Genomic DNA, 26100 nt, shown 5'->3' on the forward strand with positions numbered 1-26100 from the left:
CGTATTTTTTACTGCTACAATCTCACTTCTCGAATACACACAGGCGCGTAGCTCAGCTGGTTAGAGCACCACCTTGACATGGTGGGGGTCGTTGGTTCGAGTCCAATCGCGCCTACCAATTAACCATTGGTAAAAGCCTTCCAAATCATCGATTTGGAAGGCTTTTTTTATTTCCGAAAAGGTTTGGGCTTTCGGCCACCCAATGGCTGCAATAGCGGCTCCTCATGGAATGGGCCCTATGTCCCTGAGGCGTCCGCAAAAGTCGTCTGCCGCAGCCTGATATCGCTGTGATGCGCCTCTGCTGGGCCACCAGAGACGTGGCGTGGACCACCATGAAAAATGCCAGTCAGCATGGCTGACTGGCATTCGATGTTGCCCGTTGCATTCTGTAGAAAGGGGCCCTGCATCGCAGGCCCTCTCCAGAAGCGCGGCTTCGGCTCAGCGCTTGTCCAGCGGCTGCACGTCGCGGCGCTCTGCGCCCACGAACAGTTGGCGGGGGCGGCCGATCTTGTACTCGGGGTCGCCGATCATCTCGTTCAGCTGGGCAATCCAGCCCACGGTGCGGGCCAGCGCGAAGATGCCGGTGAACAGGTTCACCGGGATGCCGATCGCGCGTTGCACGATGCCGGAGTAGAAGTCCACGTTCGGGTAGAGCTTGCGCTGCACGAAGTAGTCGTCTTCCAGCGCGATCTTTTCCAGCTCCTTGGCCAGGGCGAACAGCGGATCCTTTTCGAGGCCCAGTTCGGCCAGCACTTCGTTGCAGGTTTCCTGCATGAGCTTGGCGCGCGGGTCGTAGTTCTTGTACACGCGGTGACCGAAGCCCATCAGCTTCACACCGGAGTTCTTGTCCTTGACCTGCTTGATGAACTCGCCGATCTTCTCCACGCCGCCCTGCGCCTGGATGTCGTGCAGCATGTTCAATGCGGCTTCGTTGGCGCCACCGTGGGCGGGGCCCCAGAGGCAGGCCACGCCCGCGGCGATGGCGGCGAATGGGTTGGTGCCCGAGGAGCCGCACAGGCGCACCGTGGAGGTGGAGGCGTTCTGCTCGTGGTCGGCGTGCAAGATGAAGATGCGGTCGAGCGCGCGTTCGAGCACCGGATTGACCTTGTACTCTTCGCACGGCGTGCCGAACATCATGCGCAGGAAGTTGCCGGCATAGCTCAGGTCGTTCTGCGGGTACATGTAGGGCTGGCCCACGCCGTACTTGTAGGCCATCGACACCAGCGTCGGCATCTTGGCGATCAGGCGGATGGCCGAGATCTCGCGGTGCTGCGGGTTGTTGATGTCCGTGCTGTCATGGTAGAAGGCCGAGAGCGCACCCACCAGGCCCGTCAGCACGGCCATCGGATGGGCGTCACGGCGAAAGCCACGCAGGAAGAACTGCATCTGCTCGTTGACCATCGTGTGCTTGGTCACGCTGTCGCTGAACTCGGTCTTCTGCGCGGGGTTGGGCAGTTCGCCCTTGAGCAGCAGGTAGCAGGTTTCCAGGAAGTCGCACTGCGTGGCCAGTTGCTCGATGGGGTAGCCGCGGTACAGCAGCTCGCCCTTGTCGCCGTCGATGTACGTGATCGAGGACTGGCATGCCGCTGTGGAAAGGAAACCGGGGTCATAGGTGAACATGCCCGTCTGCGCGTACAGCTTGCGGATGTCGACCACGTCGGGGCCGATGCTGCCTTGGTACACGGGAAGTTCCACGCTGGGGCTGCCGTTGCTGAACGATAGCGTTGCCTTGTTGTCTGCCAGTTTCATTTCCAGTTTCCTTCTGTTGTTAGCCCGCAAGCGGTGGAGGGGGTGCTGACGCTCTGCGGCGCAGCTGTTCAAGCACTTCCTTGACGTCCCTGGTATCGATCTCGCCCGTGGGTTCCTTGCGCCGCAGCAGCAGGTCCAGCAGGTCGTTGTCGGAAAGGTCCATCAAGGTCGTGAGACCTTGTGCCTGGCGCTGGGTCAGGCGCGAGCCGTAGGTGGCGAAGAACTGCTCGATGAACAGATCGTTCTCCACCAGGCCGCGGCGGCTGCGCCACTTCAGCTTGGCGGCCTCGCGTTCGTCGAGCAATTCGTCGTCGGCCATGGGGGTCAGATGGCGCGACGCACCATCAGTTCCTTGATCTTGCCGATGGCCTTGGTGGGGTTGAGGCCCTTGGGGCACACGTCCACGCAGTTCATGATGGTGTGGCAGCGGAACAGGCGATAGGGGTCTTCGAGGTTGTCCAAGCGGGCGCCCGTGGCCTCGTCGCGGCTGTCCGCAATGAAGCGGTATGCCTGCAGCAGACCGGCGGGGCCCACGAACTTGTCGGGGTTCCACCAGAAGCTGGGGCAGCTCGTCGAGCAGCTCGCGCACAAAATGCACTCGTACAGGCCGTTGAGCTCATCGCGCTCTTCCGGGCTCTGCAGGCGTTCCTTCTCGGGCGTGATGCCTTCGGTGATTAGATACGGCTTGATCGAGTTGTACTGCTTGAAGAACTGCGTCATGTCCACGATCAGGTCGCGGATCACGGGCAGGCCGGGCAGGGGCTTGAGCACGATGGTGCCCTTGAGCGTGTTCATGTTGGTGAGGCACGCCAGGCCGTTCTTGCCGTTGATGTTCATCGCGTCGGAGCCGCAGACGCCTTCGCGGCATGAACGGCGGAACGAGATGGACGGGTCCTGCGCCTTGAGCTTCACCAGGGCGTCCAGCAGCATGCGCTCGTGGCCGTCGAGTTCGATCTCCACGGTCTGCATGTAGGGCTTGGCGTCCTTGTCCGGATCGTAGCGGTAGATTTGAAAGGTGCGCTTCATGGTGTTCTTTCTCGTGGGCTTGTAGGGTCAGAACGTACGGACCTTGGGAGGCACGCTGTCGACCGTCAAAGGCTTCAGGTTCACGGGCTTGTAGGTCAGGTTGTTGCCTGCGCTGTGCCACAAGGTGTGCTTCATCCACTCTTTGTCGTTGCGGCCCAGCGGGAATTCCGCGTGGTCGGCCGGATGCTCGTAGTCATACACGGTGTGGGCGCCGCGGCATTCCTTGCGGGCGGCGGCGGAGGTCATCGTGGCCTGGGCCACTTCGATGAGGTTGTCCACTTCCAGCGCTTCCATGCGCGCGGTGTTCCAGACCTTGGACTTGTCCTTGAGCGTGACGGAACCCACGCGCTCGCGGATGGCGTTGATCTTGACCACGCCTTCATCCATGCCCTCTTGCGTGCGGAACACGCCGGCGTGCTGCTGCATCGACGCGCGGATGTCGTTGGCGACGTCCTGGGCGTAGGTGCCTTCGTTCGAATCCTGCAGTTGGTTCAGGCGTGCCAGGGTGCGGTCGGCGGCGTCGGCCGGCAGGGGCTTGTGCTCGCCGCTGCCCTTGATCATGTCCACGATGTGGCGGCCTGCGGACTTGCCGAAGACCAGCAGGTCGAGCAGCGAGTTCGTGCCCAGGCGGTTGGCACCGTGCACCGAAACGCACGAGCATTCGCCCACGGCGTACAGGCCGTTGACGACCTGGTTGTGCACATCGCCGTTCTGGATCACGACCTGGCCGTTGATGTTGGTCGGAATGCCGCCCATCTGGTAGTGGATGGTGGGCACCACGGGGATCGGTTCCTTCGTGATGTCGACGTTGGCGAAGTTGACGCCGATCTCATAAACCGAAGGCAGACGCTTGTGGATCGTCTCGGCACCGAGGTGGTCGAGCTTGAGCAGCACATAGTCCTTGTTGGGACCGCAGCCGCGGCCTTCCTTGATTTCCTGGTCCATGGAACGCGAGACGAAGTCGCGCGGCGCCAGGTCCTTCAGCGTGGGCGCGTAGCGCTCCATGAAGCGTTCACCGTTGCTGTTGAGCAAGATGGCGCCTTCGCCGCGGCAGCCTTCGGTCAGCAGCACGCCGGCACCGGCCACGCCGGTGGGGTGGAACTGCCAGAACTCCATGTCCTGCAGCGGGATGCCGGCGCGTGCCGCCATGCCCAGGCCGTCGCCGGTGTTGATGAACGCGTTGGTCGATGCCGCGAAGATGCGGCCCGCGCCGCCGGTGGCCAGCAGCACGGCCTTGGCCTGCAGGGCATACAGCTCGCCGGTTTCGAGTTCCAGGGCGGTCACGCCGACCACGTCGCCAGAGGCGTCGCGGATCAGGTCGAGCGCCATCCACTCCACGAAGAAGTTGGTCTTGGCCTTGACGTTCTGCTGGTACAGCGTGTGCAGCATGGCGTGGCCGGTGCGGTCGGCCGCGGCGCAGGCGCGCTGCACCGGCTTTTCACCGTAATTGGCCGTGTGGCCACCGAAAGGGCGCTGGTAGATGGTGCCGTCGGGGTTGCGGTCGAACGGCATGCCGAAGTGTTCGAGCTCGTACACGACCTTGGGGGCTTCACGGCACATGAACTCGATGGCGTCCTGATCGCCCAGCCAGTCGGAGCCCTTGATGGTGTCGTAGAAGTGGTAGTGCCAGTTGTCCTCGCTCATGTTGCCGAGCGACGCGCTCACGCCGCCCTGCGCCGCCACGGTGTGCGAGCGGGTGGGGAACACTTTGGACAGCGAGGCCACGTTCAGGCCAGCGCGGGAGAGTTCGAGGGCGGCGCGCATGCCGGAGCCGCCGGCGCCGACGATGACGACATCGAACTTGCGCGTGGTGATGTTCGCTTTGGTGTAGCTCATTGTTATTTGCCTTCAGTCGCGGGGGATTGGATCAGAGACGCCAGAGGATCTGGATACCCCAGCCGGCGCAGCCGACGAGCCAGAAGATCGCCATGGCTTGCAGGGCGAGGCGCAAGCCCACGGGCTTCACGTAGTCCATCAGCACATCGCGCGTGCCCACCCAGACGTGCCAGGCGAGGGCCACGATGACGGAGAAGGTCAGCACCTTCATCCATTGCGCCGAGAAGATCGAAGCCCAGCGGTCGTAGCCGATGGGACCCTTGGTCAGCAGCACCTGGGCGAGCAGCACCACGGTGAAGAGCGCCATCAGGGCGGCGGTCACGCGCTGGCTCAGCCAGTCGCGCACTCCGTAGTGGGCACCGACGACGATGCGCTTGGAGCCGTAGTTCACGGACATAGGAGATCCTTTTTTTGTGGGGTTCGTGGGATGGCCGGCGCGGCTCAGTACAGGCCGAACAGCTTGGCGCCGAGCACGACGGTGAGGGCGATGCTGATGACGAGGGTGGCGGTGGCGGATTTGCTGCTGAAGTCCTTGTTCACCGCGTCATGGCTCACGTCCATCCACAGGTGGCGCAGGCCGGCGGTGAAGTGGTGCAGGTACGACCAGATGAGGGCCAGCACGACGAGCTTGAGGAACCAGCCCGGCACGAAGCCCAGGCCCACCGTGAAAGCGGCCTTGAATTTGCCGAAGGAGATTTCGGAGGACACCGAGGTGTCGAACATCCACAGGATGAAGGGGAGCAGCACCAGCATGATCACACCGCTGACGCGGTGCAGGATCGACACCCATCCTGCGGCAGGAAGGCGGTAGGTGGGCAGGTCCGTGAGGGCATTGATGTTGCGGAATTCAGGCCGCTTTTTGGCGATCTCGGTCATGGCGGTGCTTTCGTGGATGTAACTGCTTTGTAATTTCGCGCGAACGAAACAACCCAAAATTCTATTGCAATGCAACAACCGCAGTGTTTCGGTACGGCGTAATTTCACCGCGCGGTATCGGCATGGTCGGGCAGCCTCAGCTCAGTTCGTTGTGGTAGTGGTGCGTATCGGTGCGATACAGGCCCTTGCGTAACTCCATCGGAACTTCGTTGTAGGTGTAGGCGATGCGCTCCACGCTGAGCAGCGGCGTACCGGGTGCCACCTGCAGCAGCCGCGCCTGCTCTCCGTCGGGCTGCACTGCCCGCAGCTTCTCGTCGGCGCGCACCATTCTCACGCCGAAATCGATTTCGAACATGGCGTAGGTGGGGCCCTGGTAGCTGGACATCTGCTCGGCGGTCAGTCCTTTGAAGGCCTGCCCGGGCAGCCAGATATCCTCCAGGATGGTAGGAACGTCGCCGAACGACAGGATGCGCCGGGCATGCACCACGGCGTCGCCGCTGCGCAGCGCCAGGGCGCGCGCGATCTCGGCGCTGGCACGGATGCGGCGGCATTCGATGATGTGGCGCTGGGCCGGCCCCTCGACCCCGGCGTCGCCAGAGTCGGGCATGAGCTTGAGGAACCGGTATTGCACATGCCGCTCGGCATGCGTGGCGACGAACGTGCCCTTGCCCTGGCGGCGAACGACGAGGTTCTCCGCCGCCAGTTCGTCGATGGCCTTGCGCACCGTGCCTTGGCTCACGCGGAAGCGGGCAGCCAGTTCCATCTCGCTCGGGATCGATTCGCCCGGCTTCCATTCGCCATGCTGCAGGCTGTGCAGGATGAGTCCCTTGATCTGCTGGTACAGCGGGCTGAAGGCCGGCGTGGGTGCGCCCGCGCTTCCTGCGGGGAGCGCAGGGCTGTCGGAGGCGGCAACCGGAAGGGTGGACATGGCGGCGGATCGAGGGACGGCTGGCGCGCAAGGCAAAAGTGGGGTGTTTTCGCGCGTCGGCGAGGCCGGATCATATCTTATATAAGACATAAGACAAATTGACCGGCTCCGGATTTCAGCGGTACACTCGGGAGCTGTTCTGCAGGGCACGGGCTGCTTGGTTTGACTGGCGCTGGTGCATCAACTGCACCGACACCCGTTTTTCCACTTTCTGGAGTTTTTCATGAGCAAGAAGCCCGTCCGCGTTGCTGTTACCGGCGCCGCCGGTCAAATCGGTTACGCCCTGCTGTTCCGCATTGCCTCCGGCGAAATGCTGGGCAAGGACCAGCCCGTCATCCTGCAATTGCTCGAAGTGCCCGTCGAAGGCCCGCAAAAGGCGCTCAAGGGCGTGATGATGGAACTCGACGACTGCGCCTTCCCGCTGCTGGTCGGCATGGAAGCCCACAGCGACCCTATGACGGCATTCAAGGACGCGGACTACGCCCTGCTGGTGGGCTCGCGTCCCCGCGGCCCAGGCATGGAACGTGCCGAACTGCTGGCCGTCAACGGCGCCATCTTCACGGCCCAGGGCAAGGCGCTGAACGCCGTGGCCAGCCGCAACGTGAAGGTGCTGGTCGTGGGCAACCCCGCCAACACCAACGCCTACATCGCCATGAAGAGCGCGCCGGACCTGCCGCGCAAGAACTTCACCGCCATGCTGCGCCTGGACCACAACCGTGCTGCCAGCCAGATCGCCGCCAAGACCGGCAAGCCCGTGGCCGCCATCGAAAAGCTGGCCGTGTGGGGCAACCACTCGCCCACGATGTATGCCGACTACCGCTTCGCCACCATCAATGGCGAAAGCGTCGCCAAGACGATCAACGACCAGGAATGGAACGCCAACACGTTCCTGCCCACGGTGGGCAAGCGCGGCGCCGCCATCATCGAGGCACGCGGTTCCTCCTCGGCCGCTTCGGCAGCCAACGCCGCCATTGACCACATGCGCGACTGGGCCCTGGGCACCAACGGCAAGTGGGTCACCATGGGCGTTCCTTCGGATGGCCAATACGGCATTCCCAAGGATGTGATGTTCGGTTTCCCTGTCACCTGCGAAAACGGCGAGTACAAAGTCGTCGAAGGCCTGGAAATCGACGCTTTCAGCCAGGAACGCATCGACAAGACGCTGGCCGAGCTGCAAGGCGAGCAAGACGGCGTGAAGCACCTGCTGTAATTTTTTCGGGTTCCGTTTTTCATGCTCGACTGGAATCCCGCGCTCTACCGCCGCTACGAGGACGAGCGCACGCGCCCGGCCCAGGAGTTGCTCGCGCGGGTGCCCCATACCGCGCCGGTCCACGTGGTGGACCTGGGCTGCGGGCCGGGCAATTCCACCGAACTGCTGGTCCGGCGCTTCCCGCAGGCGCAGGTGACCGGCATCGACAATTCCGAAGCCATGCTGGCCAGCGCGCGCGAGCGCCTGCCCGGCGTCTCCTTCGTGCTGGGCGACATCGCCCGCTGGGTGCCCGACACGGCGCCCGACCTCATTTACGCCAATGCCTCCCTGCAATGGGTGGGGGGGCATGGCGACCTCTTTCCGCGCCTGTTCGACAGCCTCGCCCCCGGCGGCGTGCTGGCGATCCAGATGCCCGACAACCGCCAGGAGCCCACGCACCGCCTGATGCGCGAAGTGGCGGCCGAGGCCCCGTGGCGCGAGCCCATCGGCGATGCCGACGCGCTGCGCACCGAGCTTCTGGGCATCGGCGGCTACTACGATCTGCTGGCCCCGCGCGCCGAGCGCATCGACGTGTGGCACACCGTCTACCAGCATGTGATGGCGTCGCCCGCGGCCATCGTCGAATGGGTGCGCGCCACGGGCCTCAAGCCCTTCATCGACCCGCTGGGCGATGCGTTGCGCGAGGGCTTTCTGGCCGAGTACGAGCGCCGCATCGCCGCGGCCTATGCCGTGCGCAGCGATGGCCGCCGTTTGCTGGCGTTCCCGCGCATGTTCATCGTGGCGCAGCGCCCGTCATGAGCGCGACCGGTGCCCACCCCGCGGCGGTGCTCATGGGCGCGCAGGCCAGTGCCATGCGCTTGCCGGTCTGCGACCATTACAGCGGCGTGGAAGCGCGCATGCGCAAGAGCCTGGAGCTGCAAGCCGCCATGGCGGCCGAGCTGGGCCGCTGCGTGTTCGATGTGACCCTCGATTGCGAAGACGGTGCCCCCGTGGGCCGCGAGCGCGAGCATGCCGCCCTCGTGGCGCATTTGGCTCGCACCGCATCCCCCGGTGCCCGGGTGGCCGCGCGCGTGCATGCCGTGGACCACCCCGCCTTCGCCGACGACATGGCCACCATCGCCGGCGAAGCCGCCACGCGGCTGTGTCACATCATGGTGCCCAAGGTCGAGTCGGTGGACGACGTGCTGCACGCCGAAAAGGCCCTGCTCGCCGCATCGGCCGGGCAGGTGCCGTTGCACGTGCTGCTGGAGTCGCCCGCGGCCGTGCAGCAGGCCTTCGAGATCGCCGCCCATCCGCGCGTGCAGTCGATCAGTTTCGGCTTGATGGATTTCGTCTCGGCGCACGCCGGTGCGATTCCCGCGAGTGCCATGGGATCGCTGGGCCAGTTCGAGCACCCGCTGGTGGTGCGCGCCAAGCTCGAGATCGCCGCGGCATGCCACGCCCACGGCAAAGTGCCGTCCCACTGCGTGGTGACCGAGTTCAACGACGCCGATGCCCTGCGCACGGCGGCCGGGCGCGCCGCGCGCCAGCTGGGCTACACGCGCATGTGGAGCATTCACCCGGCGCAGATCCGCCCCATCCTCGAAGCCTTCGCGCCCGCGCAGGACGAGATCGCGCAGGCAGCCCAGCTTCTTTCCACCGCCGCGCACGCCGACTGGGCCCCCGTCAGCGTCGATGGCGTATTGCACGACCGCGCCAGCTACCGCTATTTCTGGCAGGTGCTGGAGCGTGCGCACCAGACCGGCCGCGCGCTGCCCGCCGCGGCGCAGGCCTGGTTTGCCCAGCCGGCCGCAGGCCCAGAGGCCTGAGCCGTCCCACCATCAAGTTCCCCACACCTCCTTTTTCGTCGGAGTTCCCATGAAAACCTTCATCGCTTCTGCCCTGATGCTGCTGGCCCCTGCGCTGGTGATGGCGCAAGACGCCGCTCCCGCCAAGCCCGCACCGGCCAAGAGCACGGCCAAGGCCGCACCTGCCAAGGCTGCCGCCAAGGAGAAGTCCGCCGAGGCCAAGCCCGCGGCCAAACCGGCCGCCAAGAGCGCGGCAGCCAAGCCGGTCGCGACCAAGAAGGCCACGAGCAGCCGCACGCAGCTCAAGAGCGCCACCAACCAGGTGGCCACCGGCATCATCGCGGCCGAGGCCGCCCTGACGCCGCAGGAACTGGCCATTGCCGAACGCGTGCACACCGGCCACATTCCCTGCGAACTGGGCGCTTCCGTGCATGTGGAAGCCGATGCCAAGTCGCCGGGCCACTTCCGCATCGACGGCAAGGGCTTCAACTACTACATGTCGCCCATCGCGACCAGCACGGGCGCGGTGCGCCTGGAGGACCAAAAGGCCGGCGCCGTGTGGATCCAGATCGCCAACAAGTCCATGCTCATGAACCAGAAGCTCGGCCAGCGCCTGGCCGACGAGTGCATGAGCCCGCAGCAGGTCGCCGTGACCGAATCCATCAAGAAGAACCCGCAGCCCAGCCTGCTGGAAGCCCTGCCTGCCTCCGCCAACGCACCTGCCACCGTGGCGGCACCGGCGGCTGCATCCGCACCGGCCCAGTGATTCTTCTTGCCCGGGCGCACCCGCTGCGCCCGGACCGCAGGGCCTGCCATGGCCAGCCCCCCACACCAAAAACCCACCGGAGAAAAATATGTTGAAAGCCTACCGTGACCATGTGGCCGAGCGCGCCGCATTGGGCATTCCGCCCCTGCCTCTCACGGCCAAGCAGACCGCCTCGCTGATCGAGCTGCTGAAGGCGCCGCCCGCCGGCGAAGAAGCCACCCTGGTGGACCTGATCACCTACCGCGTGCCGGCCGGTGTGGACGATGCCGCCAAGGTCAAGGCCAGCTACCTGGCGGCCGTGGCCCACGGCACGGAAAAGTGCGCACTCATCGGCCGCGAGAAGGCCACCGAGCTGCTGGGCACCATGCTGGGCGGCTACAACCTCACGCCACTGATCGACCTGCTGGACGATGCGGCCGTGGCGTCCGTCGCGGCCGAAGGCCTCAAGAAGACGTTGCTGATGTTCGACCAGTTCCATGACGTCAAGGAAAAGGCTGACAAGGGCAACGAATTCGCCAAGGCCGTCCTGCAAAGCTGGGCCGACGCCGAGTGGTTCACCAGCCGTCCCGAAGTGCCACAAAGCATCAAGCTCACGGTGCTCAAGGTCACCGGCGAAACCAACACCGACGATCTGTCGCCCGCCCCCGATGCCTGGAGCCGTCCCGACATTCCGCTGCATGCGCTGGCCATGCTCAAGAACAAGCGCGACGGCATCACACCCGAGGAAGACGGCAAGCGCGGCCCGGTGAAGTTCATCGAAGACCTGCGCGCCAAGGGCAACCTCGTGGCCTACGTGGGCGACGTGGTGGGCACGGGTTCCAGCCGCAAGTCGGCCACCAACAGCGTGCTGTGGTTCACCGGCGAAGACATCCCCTACGTGCCGAACAAGCGCTTCGGCGGCGTGTGCCTGGGCTCCAAGATCGCCCCGATCTTCTACAACACCATGGAAGACGCGGGCGCGCTGCCCATCGAACTGGACGTGAGCCAGATGAACATTGGCGACGAGATCGAACTGCTGCCCTACGCCGGCAAGGCGCTCAAGAACGGCCAGGTCATCGCCGAGTTCGAGGTCAAGAGCGAAGTGCTGTTCGACGAAGTGCGCGCCGGTGGCCGCATTCCGCTGATCGTGGGCCGTGGCCTCACCGCCAAGGCGCGCGAGGCCCTGGGCCTGGCGCCCTCGACGCTGTTCCGCCTGCCGCAGAACCCCGCCGCCACCGGCAAGGGCTTCACGCTGGCGCAAAAGATGGTCGGCCGCGCCTGCGGCCTGCCCGAGGGCGAAGGCGTGGTGCCCGGCACCTACTGCGAACCGCGCATGACCTCAGTCGGCTCGCAGGACACCACCGGCCCGATGACGCGCGACGAACTGAAGGACCTGGCCTGCCTGGGCTTCAGCGCCGATCTGGTGATGCAGTCCTTCTGCCACACCGCGGCGTACCCCAAGCCCGTGGACGTGAAGATGCACCACGAACTGCCCGACTTCATCAGCACGCGCGGCGGCATCTCGCTCAAGCCCGGTGACGGCATCATCCACAGCTGGCTCAACCGCATGCTGCTGCCCGACACCGTGGGCACGGGCGGCGATTCGCACACGCGCTTCCCGATCGGCATCAGCTTCCCCGCCGGCTCGGGCCTGGTGGCGTTCGCCGCCGCCACGGGCGTGATGCCGCTCGACATGCCGGAATCGGTGCTGGTGCGCTTCAAGGGCGCGATGCAGCCCGGCGTGACCTTGCGCGATCTGGTGCACGCCATTCCGCTGTACGCCATCAAGGCCGGCCTGCTGACCGTCGAGAAGAAGGGCAAGAAGAACATCTTCTCGGGCCGCATCCTCGAAATCGAAGGCCTGCCGGACATGAAGGTGGAGCAGGCGTTCGAGCTGTCCGACGCCTCGGCCGAGCGCTCGGCCGCCGGCTGCACGGTGCGCCTGAACAAGGAGCCGATCATCGAGTACATCAACTCGAACATCGTGCTGCTCAAGAACATGATCGCCCAGGGCTATGCCGATGCGCGCACCATCACGCGCCGCATCAAGGCCATGGAAGCGTGGCTGGCCAATCCGCAGCTGCTGCAGCCCGACGAGGACGCCGAGTACGCCGCCGTGATCGAGATCGACCTGGCCGAGATCACCGAGCCCATCGTCTGCTGCCCCAACGACCCGGACGACGCCAAGACGCTGTCCGACGTGGCCGGCGCGACGATCGACGAGGTGTTCATCGGCTCGTGCATGACCAACATCGGCCACTTCCGCGCGGCTTCCAAGCTGCTGGAAGGCAAGAAGGACATCCCGGTCAAGCTGTGGATGGCGCCGCCCACCAAGATGGACGCGCACCAGCTGACCGAGGAAGGCCACTACGGCGTGTTCGGCGCGGCCGGTGCCCGCATGGAAATGCCGGGCTGCTCGCTGTGCATGGGCAACCAGGCACAGGTCAAGGAAGGCGCCACGGTGATGTCCACCAGCACCCGCAACTTCCCCAACCGCCTGGGCAAGAACACGAACGTGTACCTGGGTTCCGCCGAGCTGTCGGCCATCTGCTCCAAGCTGGGCCGCATTCCGTCCAAGGAAGAGTACCTGGCGGATGTGGGCGTGCTCAACCAGAACGGCGACAAGATCTACAAGTACATGAACTTCGACCAGATCGAGGAGTACAAGGAAGTCGCGGACGGCGTCGCCGCCTGATCGGCGCCTGCCACCCTGAAGAAAAAGCCCGCTTCGGCGGGCTTTTTCTTTTTGCTATTGAAATGATAGCGATATGCCGGGACTTTGATTGCCCTGGAGGCCGTTTTGATGCTGAACGGTCTGGTGGCGTCGGAATGGCGCTTTCGCCCGGCGCTACGATCGGGCGCAAACCGATCGATGGCGCCGCGGAGCGCCGCATTCAAATCCCGCAGCCGAAAGCCCTCCCGCCATGCCATCCCATCGCCTGACCCTTTTCGCGGATTACCACCAGTTCTATCTGCAGGACGAGGCGGCGACAGGCGACCTGGCGAGCGCCTGGGACGAGGCCGCGACGCTTCGCATGCTGGCCGTGTCGGAAGGTGTCGTCGGGTTCGGCACCGCGCGAAACATGCCGGTACCGGTGACGCTGGAGTGGCTGCCGGCCGAGCCCGAAGCGGATCTGGCCGCGTTCGACCACATGGTGGAGGGCTCGGTGGTGATTGCACAGGGGCCGCTCGTCGTGGCAGGCTGCACCGACTATTTTCCCGACGCCGCCCGGTTCGACGTGCCGCCGGGCACCTACCGGGTCAGGCTCTCCTGTGCCGGCCTGGATTCGCTGTCCGCCGATGGGCTGGAAGGCGACGACCACTATCTCGTCCAGCTCTGGCCCGGGGCGCTTCGGGAGCCGGCGGTGCTCAAGCAGCATCCCGGCTGACCGGGTGCGATCGGGCCGTCAGTTCACGCGGCGCTTGTCCAGCTTGCGTGCCAGGGTGCGCCGGTGCATGCCGAGGCGTCGCGCGGTTTCCGAAATGTTGAAGCCGGTTTCGGCCAGCACCTCGTGGATGCGCTCCCATTCCAGCGTCTTGATCGAGCTGGAGCGGTTGGTCAGCTCCACTTCGATATTGCCCTCGGTCAGGCCGAAGGCGGCCTCGATGTCGTCGGTGTTGGAAGGCTTGGCGAGGTAGTGGCATGCGCCGAGCTTCACGGCCTCCACGGCCGTGGCGATGCTGGCGAAGCCCGTCAGCACGACGATGAGCATGTCTTCGTTGGCGGAGTGCAGTTTCTGCACGCAGGCCAGGCCCGAGGCCTCGCCCTTGAGCTTCAGGTCCACCACGGCGTAGCCCGGTGTGTGCCCGTCCAGCAGCGCCTCTACCTCGGGCAGGTTGGCCGCATGCAGCACGTGGTAGCCGCGCCGTTCGAACGAGCGCGCCAGCGTGCGTGCGAAGGCCTCATCGTCCTCCACGATCAGCAACAGGCGGTCAGCGTCCATGGTCCGGGGTCTCCTGCAGCGCGACGGCTGCCAGCGGAAGGGTGATGGTGACGGCGGCGCCGCCGGCCGCGCGGTTGCGCGCGGTGATGGTGCCTCCCAGGGTGCGCGCCACATTGGTGGCCAGGTACAGCCCCAACCCGCCGCCCGGCCGGCCCTTGCTGGACTGGTAGGGCTTGCCGAACTGCTCCAGCATGGCCGGGGCGAAACCGGGGCCGGCATCGGTGACGGTGATGAGCAGGGCACCGGCCTCCTGCTCAGCCGCCAGGCCCACCCAATGCGGCGACGCATCCCGTGCATTGTCCAACACGTTGAAGACCATCTGCTGCAGGGTGACATCCGAGACCATGGGGCGGTCTTCGCCGAACTGGTTGTCGTAGGCGAACGTGCCCACGGGCCGCGTGCTGCGCCACTCCTCGGCCAGTTGGTCGAGGAAGGTGCATACGGTGGTCTGCATCGATTCCTCGCCCCGGGTTTCTCCAGCCGACAGCAGGATGCCGCTCACGATGGTCTTGCAGCGCCGCACCTGGGCCTGCATCTCGGCGATCTCGGCCTGCAGCTCGGCATCCTGCGCCAGGGTGGGCATGCGGCGCCAGTCGCCCAGGATCACGGCCAGGGTGGACAACGGGGTGCCCAGTTCGTGGGCCGCACCCGAGGCAAGCAGCCCGGTGCGCACGATGTGGTCTTCTTCGGCGGCGCGCTGGCGCATGGTCGCCAGCCGGGCGTCGCGCTGGCGCAGGTTGCGGCCGATGCGCGTGATGAAGATCACCAGCAGCACGGCGTTCAGCATGAAGCACACCAGCATGCCCAGCACGTAGGGGCTGTACAGCCCCCGGTCGTGGTCCAGCGGCAGGGCGAGCGGGCGGCTGAACAGGGCCAGCCCGCACAGGCAGGCCACCGTCATGGCGACGATGGTCCAGGTGTAGCCCGCGCGCAGCAGCACGGCGGCCAGCGTGACCTGAAGCAGGTACAGGAAGACGAACGGGTTGGTGGTGCCGCCGCTCAGGTAGAGCTGGGCAGTGAGCATGGCCACGTCCACCACCATGGCGAAGAACAGCTCCACGTTGCGCACGCGGCGGCCGATGCGCCAGCGCAGCAGGCTGGCCGTGTTGAACACGACCAGGGCGCCCAGCACCATCAGCATGGCCTGCAGCGGCAGGATGATGCCCAGGCTGTAGTGCACCACCTCGATGGTGAAAAGCTGCCCGATCACGGCGATCCAGCGCAGCTGGATCAGCTGCTGCAGGTTCTTGAGCCCGGTGGAGTCCGCCACCGCCGCCCGCGTGCGCGGCGCGGGCCGTTCGGTCGGGGCGTCAGGGGAGTGCGGCATCGGTGGCGGGCGAAGCGTGGTGCTGGCGGCGCCTGCGGTCGTCGCGCCATACGTACCAGGCACCCGCTGCCACCATCAGGGCCAGCGTGTACCAGGTGATGGCATAGACCAGGTGGCTGTTGGGGAAACGCACCACCGTCAGGCCGCCGACGGGCCATTGGAGGGCGTCCGCTGACGTGCCCGTACCCGTGCCCGTGGCGGTGGGTGCAGCGGAGCGGGGTGCGGCGTCCTCGTCCACGAAATAGGGCGCGATGCCTGCCACACCGCGTGCGGCGGCGATGGCGGCCACATCGCGGGAGAACCAGCGGTCGGCGGCGGGGTTGTTGTGCCGCAAAAACCCGCCTCCGGGCTCGCTCAGCCGCAGGAGGCCGGTCACCTCGGTCTCGCCCTGGGGCGCGGGGGCGGTGCGTGCGGCAGGATCGCGGGCCTCCGGCGGCACGAAGCCCCGGTTGACCAGCACGGCCGTGCCATCGGCCTGCCGCAGCGGCGTCACCACCCAGAAGCCGGCGCCCAGCGTGGTGTTGGCCTGTACCAGCGCCTCCTTGGCGTGGTCGAAGGTGCCGCGAAGGCGCACGTGGCGGTACTCGGCGTCGCGCGCGGCATCGGGGCTGCGCTGCCATTCGGCGGAGGAGGGGGGGGCGGTGGGAGCGGCATGGATGCGTTGCTCCACGCGCTCGATGAGATCCAGTTTCCAGGCGCGGCGTGCCACTTGCCAGCTGCCCAGCGCCACGAGCGTGGCAAACACCAGCAGCGCGCACACCCCCATCGCGGCCAGTCCGGCCCGGGAGCGGGGCGGGGCGGGCCTGTCCGCGCCCGTGGCGGGCGCGGGAGAGGATGCAGTCGCGCTGCCGGAGATCGGGGTCAAGGCATGTTCTTCATGTCGTGGATCGACATGGGCATCATGTTGTGGTTGAGGTGGAACATCACCCACAGCGAGCCCGCCAGCGTGATGACCACGAGCACGACGGTGAAGACCAGTGCCAGCATGTTCCAGCCGCCTTCGGACTTGGTGTTCATGTGCAGGAAGTACACCATGTGCACCACGATCTGCACCGCGGCGAAGCCCAGGATGACCAGGGCCGTGGTGCTCGACTGCTCGAACACCTTGCCCATCACGAGCCAGAACGGAATGGCGGTCAGGATGACCGATGCGACGAAGCCGATCACGTAGTCGCGCATGGAGCCGTGGCTGGCGCCATCGTCTTCATGGTGATGATCGTGGTGGTCGTCGTGGCCGTGGTGGCCATCGTGGGTGTCGGTGAGGTTCTGGTGGTTGTGGGGGGTGCTCATGGCAGGACTCCCATCAGGTAGACGAAGGTGAAGACGCCGATCCAGACCACGTCCAGAAAGTGCCAGAACATGGACAGGCACAGCAGGCGGCGGCGGTTGGCGGGGGTCAGGCCGTGCTTCTTGAGCTGGAACAGCAGCACGACGAGCCAGATGATGCCGAAGGTGACGTGCAGGCCGTGCGTGCCCACCAGGCCGAAGAAGGCCGACAGGAACGCGCTGCGCTGCGGACCGGCGCCTTCGTGGATCAGGTGGTTGAACTCGTACAGCTCCAGGCCGATGAAGGCCGCGCCCAGCAGGCCGGTGATGGCCAGCCACACGATGGTGCGGTTGACCTTCTTCTTTTGCATCTCCAGCATGGCGAAGCCATACGTGATCGACGACAGCAGCAGCATGGACGTGTTCAGCGCCACCAGCGGCAGGTCGAACAGGTCGGCGCCGGACGGGCCGGCGGCGTAGCTGCGGCCCAGCACGCCGTAGACGGCGAACAGGCAGGCGAAGATGAGGCAATCGCTCATCAGGTAGATCCAGAAGCCCAGCAGGGTGCCGTTCTGCGGATGGTGCTCTTCCGTGAGGTGGAAGACCGGTTTCGCCGGGGCGCCCGAGGCGCCGGGGTGGTGGAGTGCGGTGGTATCAGACATGGCTGGCCAGGAGACGGGTGCGATCGGCTTCGGTGCGGGCAACGGTGTCCGCATCGATGTAGTAGTCGCGTTGGTAGTTGAAGGTGTGGGCGATGCTCACGACCAGCAGGGCGGCGAAGGACACGCCGGCCAGCAGCCACATGTGCCAGATCAGCGCGAAGCCCAGCACCGTGCAGATGCCGGCGATGACCACGCCAGCGGCCGTGTTCTTGGGCATGTGCACCGGGATGAAGCCGCCCAGCGGACGCTCGTAGCCGCGCTGCTTCATGTCGTGCCAGGCATCGTTGTCATGCACTTGCGGCGTGAACGCGAAGTTGTAGGCGGGTGGTGGCGACGAAGTGGACCACTCCAGCGTGCGGCCACCCCATGGGTCGCCCGTCGTGTCGCGCAGGGCTTCGCGGTTGCGCCAGCTGACCACCAGCTGGATCAGGAAGCTGCCGATGCCCAGGGCGATCAGCACCGCGCCGAAAGCGGCGATCTGGAACCAGATCTGCAGCGACATGTCCTCGAAGTGGCTCATGCGGCGCGTGACGCCCATCAGGCCCAGCACGTACAGCGGCATGAAGGCCATCCAGAAGCCGATCAGCCAGAACCAGAACGAGCACTTGCCCCAGAACGGGTCGAGCTTGTAGCCGAAGGCCTTGGGATACCAGTAGTTGATGCCGGCGAACAGGCCGAACACCACGCCGCCGATGATCACGTTGTGGAAGTGGGCGATCAGGAACAGGCTGTTGTGCAGCACGAAGTCGGCCGGTGGCACCGCCAGCAGCACGCCGGTCATCCCGCCGATCACGAAGGTCACCATGAAGCCGATGGTCCACAGCATGGGCACCTCGAACTTGATGCGGCCCTTGTACATGGTGAACAGCCAGTTGAAGATCTTCGCCCCGGTCGGGATCGAGATGATCATGGTCGTGATGCCGAAGAACGAGTTCACGCTGGCGCCCGAGCCCATCGTGAAGAAGTGGTGCAGCCACACCAGGTACGACAGGATGGTGATCACCACCGTGGCATAGACCATGGAGGCGTAGCCAAACAGCTTCTTGCGGCTGAACGTGGAGACGACTTCGGAGAACACGCCGAACAGCGGCAGGATCAGGATGTAGACCTCAGGGTGGCCCCAGATCCAGATCAGGTTCACGTACATCATCGAGTTGCCGCCGAAGTCGTTCGTGAAGAAGTTGAAACCGGCGTAGCGGTCCAGCGACAGCAGCGCCAGCACGGCCGTCAGCACCGGGAAGGCGGCGACGATCAGCACGTTGGTGCACAGCGAGGTCCACGTGAACACGGGCATCTTCATGAGACTCATGCCGGGCGCGCGCATCTTCACGATGGTCACCAGCAGGTTGACCCCCGACAGCAGCGTGCCCACCCCCGCGATCTGCAGCGACCAGATGTAGTAATCCACCCCCACGTCCGGACTGTGCAGGATGCCCGAGAGCGGCGGATATGCCAGCCAGCCGGTCTTGGCGAACTCGCCCACGAACAGCGAGGCCATCACCAGCACGGCGCCGCTGGTGGTCATCCAGAAGCTGAAGTTGTTGAGGAACGGGAAGGCCACGTCGCGCGCGCCGATCTGCAGCGGCACCACGTAGTTCATCAGGCCCGTGACCAGCGGCATCGCCACGAAGAAGATCATGATCACGCCGTGGGCGGTGAAGATCTGGTCGTAGTGGTGCGGCGGCAGGAAGCCGGGGTTGTCGCCGAAGGCGATGGCCTGTTGCATCCGCATCATGATCGCGTCGGCGAAGCCGCGCAGCAGCATCACCAGCCCGAGGATGATGTACATGATGCCGATCTTCTTGTGGTCGATGCTGGTGAACCACTCGCGCCACAGGTAGCCCCATAGCTTGAAGTAGGTCAGCGCACCGAGCACGGCGATGCCGCCGAGCACGACGGCGGCGAACGTCGCGATCAGGATCGGTTCGTGCAGTGGGATGGCCTCCCAGGAGAGGCGGCCAAAGATAAGTCGGGTGAGGTCTGTAGGATCGGACATCGGAGGTCGCGTGCCGTTGGCGCGTGAAAAGTGAGGGGTCTGAACGCGTGCCGCTTAGATCGGCTGCGTGGCAGGGGCCGGGGAGGCCGTCGCGGCGCCCTCGGGGTTCGTGACGGTGCACATGGCGCCCACGTAGCTGCGGGCGGGCGTGTCGGCCAGGCCCAGGCGCGAGCGGGTGGCGTCATCCAGCGAGGCCACGTTGAACGAACCGGGCTTGCCCAGGCCGCCATTGGCATCGATCGCCATCATGTCCTTCATGCACATGCGGTTGGCTTCCACGCAGCGGTTCAGGATGGCGTCATACAGGCCGGGGGCCACGGTGGCCCAGCGGCGCACGGGGTCGCGTTCGCTGGGCTTTTCCAGCTGCAGGTAGCCGTCGCGGCCCAGTTCGCCGCCGGCGTCCTTGGCCTGCTTGACCCACTGGTCGAAGCCCGCCTGGTCCACACCATGGAAACGGAAACGCATGCCCGAGAAGCCTGCGCCGCTGTAGTTGGCGGAGAAGCCCTCGAAGTTGCCCTGCGCGTTGATCACGGCGTGCAGCTTGGTTTCCATGCCCGGCATGGCGTAGATCTGGCCGGCCAGCGCCGGGATGTAGAACGAGTTCATGACCGTCGAGGCGGTGATCTTGAACTGGATCGGGCGGTCCACCGGCGCTGCGATCTCGTTCACCGTGGCGATGCCTTGCTCGGGATACAGGAACAGCCACTTCCAGTCCAGCGCGACGACCTCGATCACCAGGGGCTTGGCGCCTTCCGGCACGGCACGGCCTTCGCTGATGCGGTCCAGGGGGCGGTAGGGGTCCAGTTTGTGGGTGCTGACCCAGGTGATGGCCCCCAGGGCGATGATGATCGCCAGCGGCGCCGACCAGATGATGAGTTCCAGCCCTGTGGAGTGGTCCCAGTCCGGCTGGTACTCGGCCTCGGTGTTGGCCTGGCGATAGCGCCAGGCGAACAGGAAGGTGAGGAAGATCACCGGCACGATGATCAGCAGCATCAGGACGGTCGAGACGATGATCAGATCGCGCTGCTGTGCGGCGATGTCGCCGGAGGGGCTGAGCACGACGGCATTGCAGCCGGCGAGCAGCGCGGCCGCGGGCACTGCGAGCAGTCCGCGAAGTCGGTGGGTGGAGGGCATACCGGGCAAGAAAGGTGGAAGGCGGCACGGATGGCCGCGGGAAGGCGTCGAATCTACGTGAAAACCATTGTGGTGTGAATGGGACGTTTTGTCCTACAGTGGGTTGCGGCTGCCAGAGACAGTTCACTGGCCCGCCAAAGCAAAAACTGCTGGTGCATTCAAAAAGGAGCACGCCGATGACCACATTGACACAGCATTTTCCCGGATCTTCATCGCGCGCCACCACGGAAGAAGACTCCCGGCCCGTACAGAACGGACACTCCCCCGTCGCTCCTGAGGAGATAGCGATCGGCGTGGTGATCGGCCGCGCTTCCGAGTATTTCGACTTCTTCGTCTACGGCATCGCTTCGGTGCTGGTCTTTCCCACCGTGTTCTTTCCCTTCGTGGACCGGCTGCAGGGCACGCTCTATGCCTTCGCCGTCTTCTCGCTGGCCTTCGTCGCGCGCCCCTTCGGCACCGCGCTGTTCATGGCCATGCAGCGCCGCTGGGGCCGCGGCACCAAGCTGACGGCCGCGCTGTTCCTGCTGGGTTTTTCCACAGCCGGCATGGCTTTCCTGCCCGGGTATGAAAGTCTGGGGGCCTATTCCATCGTGCTGCTGGCGCTGTTCCGCATCCTGCAGGGGGTGGCGATGGGCGGTTCGTGGGACGGATTGCCCTCGCTGCTGGCGCTGAACGCGCCGGCCAGCCGCCGCGGCTGGTACGCCATGCTGGGCCAGCTGGGCGCGCCCACCGGCTTCATCATCGCCAGCGCCCTGTTCCTGTTCCTGCATGCCAGCCTGTCGACGGAAGACTTCATCTCTTGGGGCTGGCGCTATCCGTTCTACGTGGCCTTCGCCATCAACGTGGTCGCGCTGTTCGCCCGCCTGCGCCTGGTCGTGACGGACGAGTACACCAAGCTGCTGGAAGAGCGCGAACTGGAACCCACGCCCATCGGCGAGATGGTGCGCACCCAGGGCTACAACGTCTTCATCGGCGGCTTCGCGGCGCTGGCCAGCTACGCGCTGTTCCACCTGGTGACCGTGTTTCCGCTGTCCTGGGCGGCCCTGTACCCCGAGCAGCCGATCAACGACGTGCTGTTCGTGCAACTGATCGGCGGTGTGCTGGCCATCGGCAGCATGATCGCTTCCGGCGTGATCGCCGACCGCCTGGGCCGGCGCACCACGCTGGGCGTGCTGGCGGTGATGATCGCCGTGTACAGCGGTTTCGCGCCCGCGCTGATCGGTGGCGGCGCCGTGGCGCTGGATGCGTTCATCCTGATCGGTTTCGTGTTGCTGGGCCTATCGTACGGCCAGGCGGCCGGCGCGGTGACGGCCAATTTCGCGTCCAAGTACCGCTATACCGGCGCGGCCTTCACCGCCGACCTGGCCTGGCTGGTGGGTGCGGCGTTCGCACCGCTGGTGGTGCTGGGCCTGTCCGCGCACTTCGGCCTGTTTGCGGTGAGCCTGTACCTGCTGTCGGCTGCGGCCTGCACGCTGGGGGCCTTGAGCGTCAACCGCATGATCGAACGGCGCGACTGAGATCGGGCCCAGGCGGAAGGCGTGCCGACACACGGCGCCCTCCGCCACCTTGGATTGGTGTGTTTGCTATTTAAATAATAGCGCCATGCCCTAGAAATATATGGGTTTCAGGCCATTTTGGCTTGAAACCCTTTTTCGTTGCTGCTTCCCTGGCTGCTTTGGTTGGGATGGCAGGTGGCCCGCCCGGCCGCGCGGCTGAAGAGCATCCCGGGCAACGGGCAAGTCACCGGCAACCGGCGGCCGGCCTCAATCCCGCGGTCGGAACCCGATGACGAGGGACGAGGGCACCCGCCCGTCCACATCGCGCGGCAGGGTCTCAGTCTTGTCCAGCGCGCGCATCACGGCGTCGTCCCAGGCCTTGTTGCCGCTCGATTTGGTGATGCGGGTGCCCACGATGGTGCCGTCGGGCGAGGCCCGCACTTCCACCTCGGTGCGCAGGTTGTCCGAAATGGCATCGGGATAGACGATGTTCGGCTTGACCTTGGCGGCCACCTTGCCGCCATAGCTGCCGGACGGGCCGGCACTGCGCTGGGCGTTGCCCGTGGCGGTTTCGCCGCCCGTGGCGCCCGCCAGGCCCTGCATGCGGCGCAGGTTTTCCTGGCGCAGGGCTTCGGCCTGCTTGTTCTGTGCGGCTTCGGCCTTGCGCTTTTCTTCCGCCTTGCGCTTGTCCTCGGCCTGTTTCTTCTGCTGCTCCTGGCGGTCCTGCTCGGCCTGCTTTTCGCGGCGCTCCTTCTCCGCCTTTTCGCGTTCTGCCTTGTCGGCCTTCTCGCGCTGTTCTTTCTCTTTTTCCTTTTGCAGGCGTTCCTTCTTGTCCTGCTCGGCCTGTTCCTTGCGCTCACGCTCGCGCTTTTCTCGCTCGGCCTGCTGCTGGCGTTCCTTCTTTTCCTGCTCCAGGCGCTTTTTCTCGCGCTCGATGGCGATGTCGGCTTCGCGCGTGTCGGGCTCTGCCTTCGGTGGCGGGGGGGGCGGCGGCGCCGGCACCGGGGGTGGTGGGGGGGGAGCGGGGGTGGGCTCGGGCTGCGGCGTCGGCGGTGGCGGCACGTCGCGGGGCGCGGCCTGCTGCGGAATCCGATCCCAGATCTCCGCTTCCACGGCAGGCATGTCCGCGCTGGTCTTCCAGTTCACGCCCCAGGTCAGGGCGCCCAGCAGCGCCGCGTGCACGAGCACGGCCAGCGCCACGGCGCGCAGGCGCCCGGGCGGACGGGTGGGGGCGAACTGGTCGCGGTCGTTGGAGGCGTGCATGCGATCGGAAAAAAGACGAAAACGGAGCGGTGATGAAGGGGTAGGAACCCGCGTCAGCCGTTTGACTTGACCGCCAGGCCTACGCGCTGCACGCCAGCCTTTCGCAACGCCTCCATCGCGTTCACTACGGTCTCATACGTGACCGTTTTGTCTGCGCTGATTAGGACCGGCGTGTCCGGTGGCTGCGTGGCCTGCCATGCCTTGGCGGCCGCGCCTAGCGCCTGCAGGGTCACGGGGCGCTCGGAGTCACCGGTCTTGAGCTGCAGGCTGCCGTCCTTCTGGATGATGACCTGGCCGAACGACTTGGGCGGCTTGGCGCCCTTGCCGACGGAGGGCACGTTGATGGCGCTGGGCGTGAGCATCGGCGCGGTCACCATGAAGATGATGAGCAGCACCAGCATCACGTCGATAAAGGGCACCATGTTGATTTCGTTGATGGTGCGGCGCCGGCCGCCGCCGCGTGAAGCCATTGCGGGCATGCTGCTGTCTCCTGTGCTGCTCAGTGGCCCGAGGCGGACGACGTGGGCTGCGCGCCCAGGTTGCGCTGCAGGATGTTGGAGAACTCCTCGATGAAGGTCTCCTGCTGGATGGCCACGCGGTCGATGTCGCGCGCGAAGCGGTTGTAGGCGATCACGGCGGGAATGGCGGCGAATAGGCCGATGGCCGTGGCGACCAGCGCTTCGGCGATGCCCGGGGCGACGGTGGCCAGGGTGACCTGCTCCATGCCGGCGAAGCCGGTGAAGGCATGCATGATCCCCCACACGGTGCCGAACAGGCCCACGTAGGGCGAGACGGAGCCTACGGAGGCGAGGAAGGACAGGCTGGACTCGACCACGTCCATCTCGCGCTGGAAGCTGGCGCGCATCGCGCGGCGGGCACCGTCGAGCAGCGTGCCGGCGTCCGAGATGCGGCGCTCGCGCAGTTTCTGGTACTCGCGCATGCCGCTGGCGAAGATGCGTTCCATGGGGCCGGCGTTCTTGGCGTTCTGCGCGGCGCTGGAGTACAGGTCGTTCAGGCTGGTGCCCGACCAGAACTCGCGCTCGAAGTCTTCGTTGAGCGACTTCACGCGCTTCAGGGCGAACAGCTTGCGGAAGATCGCGGCCCAGCTGGCCACCGATACGCCGATCAGCAGCAGCATGACGAGTTGCACCACCCAGCTGGCGTTGAGCACCAAATTCAGGATGGACATGTCTTGGGAGTTCATGATGAGAGTTGTTCCAGAAGGGGGCCCGGGATGCGTGCGGGACGCAGGGTGGCGGCATCGACCCATCCGATGCGGATGGTGCCTTCACACAGTAGCACGGGCTGGGATTCGATCATTTGCTCTGGTTTCAGGAGCGCTTGCTGGCGTATTGTCAGGGATGCGCGGCCACCCTCTTGCAAAGAGGCCGTAACAATCAGTTCATCGTCGAGGCGCGCCGGCCGCAGGTAGCGCAGGCGCGCGTCCGTTACGACAAACATGCCGCCCGTGAGTTCCCGCAGGTTCTGCTGCCCCAGGCCCAGCGAACGCAGCCATTCGGTGCGGGCACGCTCGAAGAACTTGAGGTAGTTGGCATAGAACACGATGCCACCGGCGTCAGTGTCCTCCCAGTAGATGCGCAGGGGCCACTCGAACGGGGCCGAGGCCCGAAGCGGGGCGTTCTCCGTTGCCATGCCGGCCTTCATCCGAGCAGCGTGCGCAGGCGGGCCACGGATTCTTCCAGCTGCGCCATCGAATTGGCCGTGGAAAAACGCACGAAGCGCTGCGGCTCGAACGCGCCGAAGTCGCGGCCCGGCGTGACGGCCACATGGGCGCGGCGCATCACCTCGTAGGCGAAGTCCCAGCTGCCCGAGACGCTCAGGCGCTCGGCGGCCTGCGTGCAGTCGGCCCAGGCGTAGAAGGCGCCGTCCGGCACCACGGGCACCGGCAGGCCCAGCGCCTGCAGCGCGGGAATGAAGTAGTCGCGCCGGGCCTTGAACTCGGCGCGGCGGCGCTCGTATTCGGCGATGCTCTCGGGCTCGAAGCAGGCGAGGGCGGCATGCTGCGATACGGTGCTGGCGCAGATGAACAGGTTCTGCGCCAGCCGCTCGACCACCGGCACCATGGCCTCGGGCACGACCATCCAGCCCAGGCGCCAGCCGGTCATGTTGAAGTACTTGCTGAAGCTGTTGATGCTGATGACGTTCTCGTCGATGGCCAGCGCCGTGTGGCCGAAGCGTTCCTCGTACGACAGGCCCAGGTAGATCTCGTCGATCAGCGTCACCCCGCCGCGCGACTGCACGGCCGCATGGATGCGCCGCAGCTCCTCGGGCGCAATCGAGGTGCCGGTGGGGTTGGAGGGCGAGGCCAGCAGCACGCCGCGCGTCTTCGGCCCCCAGGCCGCTTCGACCTTGGCGGCGCTCAGCTGGTAGCGCTCTTCTGCCGTGGTGGGGATCAGCACCGCCTTGCCTTCCGCCGCGCTCACGAAGTGGCGGTTGCACGGGTAGCTCGGGTCGGGCATGAGGATCTCGTTGCCCGCATCGATGAGGGCCAGGCACGCGAGCTGCAGCGCGGCCGAGGCCCCCGCCGTGACCACGATACGCCGGGCCGGCACCTGCACGCCGAAGCGGTCGGCATACCAGCCGCTGATGCGCTCGCGCAGCGGCTCCAGGCCCAGGGCGTTGGTGTATTGCGTGGTGCCGCGCTGCACGGCGCGGGCGGCCGCCTCCTGCACCAGCGGTGGCGCGGTGAAGTCGGGCTCGCCGATGTTCAGGAAAATCATCGGCTCGCGCGTGCCGGCGACCTCGCGCGCCAGGGCCTGGGCGGCCTTGGCCACTTCCATCACATAGAACGGTTCGATGCGCTCGGCGCGGGAGGAAAACTGCATGGAAAAGGT

Annotated in this window: 26 protein-coding genes and 1 tRNA gene; 8 read left to right on the forward strand and 19 right to left on the reverse strand. The window is 65.8% G+C overall.

Annotation, left to right across the window (positions count from 1 at the left end; translation table 11 throughout):
• Window positions 1-41 precede the first annotated feature (41 nt).
• Window positions 42-118, forward strand: a tRNA-Val gene (locus AVMA1855_RS05200).
• Window positions 119-438: 320 nt separating this feature from the next.
• Here the strand turns inward: AVMA1855_RS05200 and AVMA1855_RS05205 are convergent.
• The 7 genes from AVMA1855_RS05205 to AVMA1855_RS05235 form a co-directional block, all read right to left on the reverse strand.
• Window positions 439-1749 (reverse strand): citrate synthase, encoded by a 1311-nt coding sequence (locus AVMA1855_RS05205; protein WP_284399417.1) that lies wholly within the window; start codon window positions 1747-1749, stop codon window positions 439-441.
• 19 nt (window positions 1750-1768) lie between these two features.
• A complete protein-coding gene (locus AVMA1855_RS05210; protein ID WP_284403346.1) occupies window positions 1769-2068 on the reverse strand; it encodes a succinate dehydrogenase assembly factor 2 in 300 nt (99 codons plus the stop codon).
• A gap of 5 nt (window positions 2069-2073) precedes the next feature.
• Window positions 2074-2775, reverse strand: a complete 702-nt coding sequence (locus AVMA1855_RS05215) for a succinate dehydrogenase iron-sulfur subunit (RefSeq protein WP_272548188.1) — start codon at window positions 2773-2775, stop codon at window positions 2074-2076.
• A gap of 27 nt (window positions 2776-2802) precedes the next feature.
• Window positions 2803-4611, reverse strand: a complete 1809-nt coding sequence (sdhA, locus tag AVMA1855_RS05220) for a succinate dehydrogenase flavoprotein subunit (RefSeq protein ID WP_272564086.1) — start codon at window positions 4609-4611, stop codon at window positions 2803-2805.
• A 31-nt stretch (window positions 4612-4642) separates the two neighbouring features.
• Window positions 4643-5008 carry a succinate dehydrogenase, hydrophobic membrane anchor protein gene (gene sdhD / locus AVMA1855_RS05225; protein WP_284424868.1) on the reverse strand — a complete coding sequence of 122 codons (366 nt, stop codon included), beginning with the start codon at window positions 5006-5008 and terminating at the stop codon, window positions 4643-4645.
• A gap of 44 nt (window positions 5009-5052) precedes the next feature.
• A complete protein-coding gene (sdhC, locus tag AVMA1855_RS05230) occupies window positions 5053-5487 on the reverse strand; it encodes a succinate dehydrogenase, cytochrome b556 subunit (RefSeq protein WP_284403348.1) in 435 nt (144 codons plus the stop codon).
• A gap of 136 nt (window positions 5488-5623) precedes the next feature.
• The gene (locus AVMA1855_RS05235) at window positions 5624-6415 is read right to left on the reverse strand and encodes a GntR family transcriptional regulator (protein ID WP_272564083.1); all 792 of its coding nucleotides are present in this window, start codon (window positions 6413-6415) and stop codon (window positions 5624-5626) included.
• A gap of 223 nt (window positions 6416-6638) precedes the next feature.
• Here AVMA1855_RS05235 and AVMA1855_RS05240 point away from each other — a divergent pair, with 223 nt between their 5' ends.
• From AVMA1855_RS05240 to AVMA1855_RS05265, 6 genes are all read left to right on the forward strand, one after another.
• Entirely contained in the window at window positions 6639-7625 is a 987-nt protein-coding gene (locus tag AVMA1855_RS05240) for a malate dehydrogenase (protein ID WP_284409018.1), read from the forward strand.
• A 21-nt stretch (window positions 7626-7646) separates the two neighbouring features.
• Window positions 7647-8423, forward strand: coding sequence for a trans-aconitate 2-methyltransferase (tam, locus tag AVMA1855_RS05245; protein ID WP_284424869.1), 777 nt, complete (start codon window positions 7647-7649; stop codon window positions 8421-8423).
• Window positions 8420-9433: an HpcH/HpaI aldolase/citrate lyase family protein gene (locus AVMA1855_RS05250; RefSeq protein ID WP_284424870.1), complete on the forward strand. Its 1014-nt coding sequence runs from the start codon at window positions 8420-8422 to the stop codon at window positions 9431-9433. The genes tam and AVMA1855_RS05250 overlap by 4 nt, the downstream gene beginning before the upstream one ends.
• A 49-nt stretch (window positions 9434-9482) precedes the next feature.
• Entirely contained in the window at window positions 9483-10178 is a 696-nt protein-coding gene (locus AVMA1855_RS05255) for a hypothetical protein (RefSeq protein WP_284424871.1), read from the forward strand.
• Between the two features lie 88 nt (window positions 10179-10266).
• On the forward strand, window positions 10267-12852 hold the full coding sequence (acnB, locus tag AVMA1855_RS05260) for a bifunctional aconitate hydratase 2/2-methylisocitrate dehydratase (protein WP_284424872.1): 2586 nt from the start codon (window positions 10267-10269) through the stop codon (window positions 12850-12852).
• A 229-nt stretch (window positions 12853-13081) separates the two neighbouring features.
• Window positions 13082-13546: a hypothetical protein gene (locus AVMA1855_RS05265; protein WP_284424873.1), complete on the forward strand. Its 465-nt coding sequence runs from the start codon at window positions 13082-13084 to the stop codon at window positions 13544-13546.
• Between the two features lie 18 nt (window positions 13547-13564).
• On the opposite strand, the gene AVMA1855_RS05270 is transcribed toward AVMA1855_RS05265, so the two are convergent.
• From AVMA1855_RS05270 to cyoA, 7 genes are read right to left on the reverse strand one after another with little or no spacing between them, the layout of a single operon-like run.
• A complete protein-coding gene (locus AVMA1855_RS05270) occupies window positions 13565-14101 on the reverse strand; it encodes a response regulator transcription factor (protein WP_284399448.1) in 537 nt (178 codons plus the stop codon).
• Complete coding sequence (locus tag AVMA1855_RS05275) at window positions 14091-15428, reverse strand: ATP-binding protein (RefSeq protein WP_284424874.1); 1338 nt, start codon at window positions 15426-15428, stop codon at window positions 14091-14093. Before AVMA1855_RS05275 ends, AVMA1855_RS05270 begins: the two co-directional genes overlap by 11 nt.
• Window positions 15412-16293, reverse strand: a complete 882-nt coding sequence (locus AVMA1855_RS05280) for an SURF1 family protein (RefSeq protein ID WP_502870267.1) — start codon at window positions 16291-16293, stop codon at window positions 15412-15414. The genes AVMA1855_RS05275 and AVMA1855_RS05280 overlap by 17 nt, the downstream gene beginning before the upstream one ends.
• Window positions 16290-16718, reverse strand: coding sequence for a cytochrome o ubiquinol oxidase subunit IV (gene cyoD, locus AVMA1855_RS05285; RefSeq protein WP_272564074.1), 429 nt, complete (start codon window positions 16716-16718; stop codon window positions 16290-16292). Before cyoD ends, AVMA1855_RS05280 begins: the two co-directional genes overlap by 4 nt.
• Complete coding sequence (cyoC, locus tag AVMA1855_RS05290; RefSeq protein WP_284403380.1) at window positions 16715-17356, reverse strand: cytochrome o ubiquinol oxidase subunit III; 642 nt, start codon at window positions 17354-17356, stop codon at window positions 16715-16717. The genes cyoD and cyoC overlap by 4 nt, the downstream gene beginning before the upstream one ends.
• Window positions 17349-19352 carry a cytochrome o ubiquinol oxidase subunit I gene (gene cyoB, locus AVMA1855_RS05295; RefSeq protein ID WP_284424875.1) on the reverse strand — a complete coding sequence of 668 codons (2004 nt, stop codon included), beginning with the start codon at window positions 19350-19352 and terminating at the stop codon, window positions 17349-17351. The genes cyoC and cyoB overlap by 8 nt, the downstream gene beginning before the upstream one ends.
• 54 nt (window positions 19353-19406) lie before the next feature.
• Window positions 19407-20486, reverse strand: coding sequence for a ubiquinol oxidase subunit II (gene cyoA / locus AVMA1855_RS05300; protein WP_272564071.1), 1080 nt, complete (start codon window positions 20484-20486; stop codon window positions 19407-19409).
• Between the two features lie 176 nt (window positions 20487-20662).
• Between cyoA and AVMA1855_RS05305 the strand changes: the two genes are divergently transcribed.
• Window positions 20663-22003, forward strand: a complete 1341-nt coding sequence (locus AVMA1855_RS05305; protein ID WP_284399458.1) for an MFS transporter — start codon at window positions 20663-20665, stop codon at window positions 22001-22003.
• A 246-nt stretch (window positions 22004-22249) separates the two neighbouring features.
• Here the strand turns inward: AVMA1855_RS05305 and tolA are convergent, their stop codons facing one another.
• From tolA to AVMA1855_RS05330, 5 genes are read right to left on the reverse strand one after another with little or no spacing between them, the layout of a single operon-like run.
• Window positions 22250-23245: a cell envelope integrity protein TolA gene (tolA, locus tag AVMA1855_RS05310; protein ID WP_284424876.1), complete on the reverse strand. Its 996-nt coding sequence runs from the start codon at window positions 23243-23245 to the stop codon at window positions 22250-22252.
• Window positions 23246-23298: 53 nt separating this feature from the next.
• Complete coding sequence (locus tag AVMA1855_RS05315) at window positions 23299-23724, reverse strand: ExbD/TolR family protein (RefSeq protein WP_284424877.1); 426 nt, start codon at window positions 23722-23724, stop codon at window positions 23299-23301.
• 20 nt (window positions 23725-23744) lie between these two features.
• Complete coding sequence (tolQ, locus tag AVMA1855_RS05320; protein WP_272564067.1) at window positions 23745-24449, reverse strand: protein TolQ; 705 nt, start codon at window positions 24447-24449, stop codon at window positions 23745-23747.
• The gene (locus AVMA1855_RS05325; RefSeq protein ID WP_284424878.1) at window positions 24446-24898 is read right to left on the reverse strand and encodes a tol-pal system-associated acyl-CoA thioesterase; all 453 of its coding nucleotides are present in this window, start codon (window positions 24896-24898) and stop codon (window positions 24446-24448) included. The genes tolQ and AVMA1855_RS05325 overlap by 4 nt, the downstream gene beginning before the upstream one ends.
• Before the next feature lie 8 nt (window positions 24899-24906).
• Window positions 24907-26091, reverse strand: coding sequence for a pyridoxal phosphate-dependent aminotransferase (locus tag AVMA1855_RS05330; protein WP_284424879.1), 1185 nt, complete (start codon window positions 26089-26091; stop codon window positions 24907-24909).
• Window positions 26092-26100: the final 9 nt, after the last annotated feature.

Origin of the sequence: Acidovorax sp. SUPP1855, assembly GCF_030158955.1 — a bacterium.
In the GTDB taxonomy this organism is placed as follows: domain Bacteria; phylum Pseudomonadota; class Gammaproteobacteria; order Burkholderiales; family Burkholderiaceae_C; genus Paracidovorax.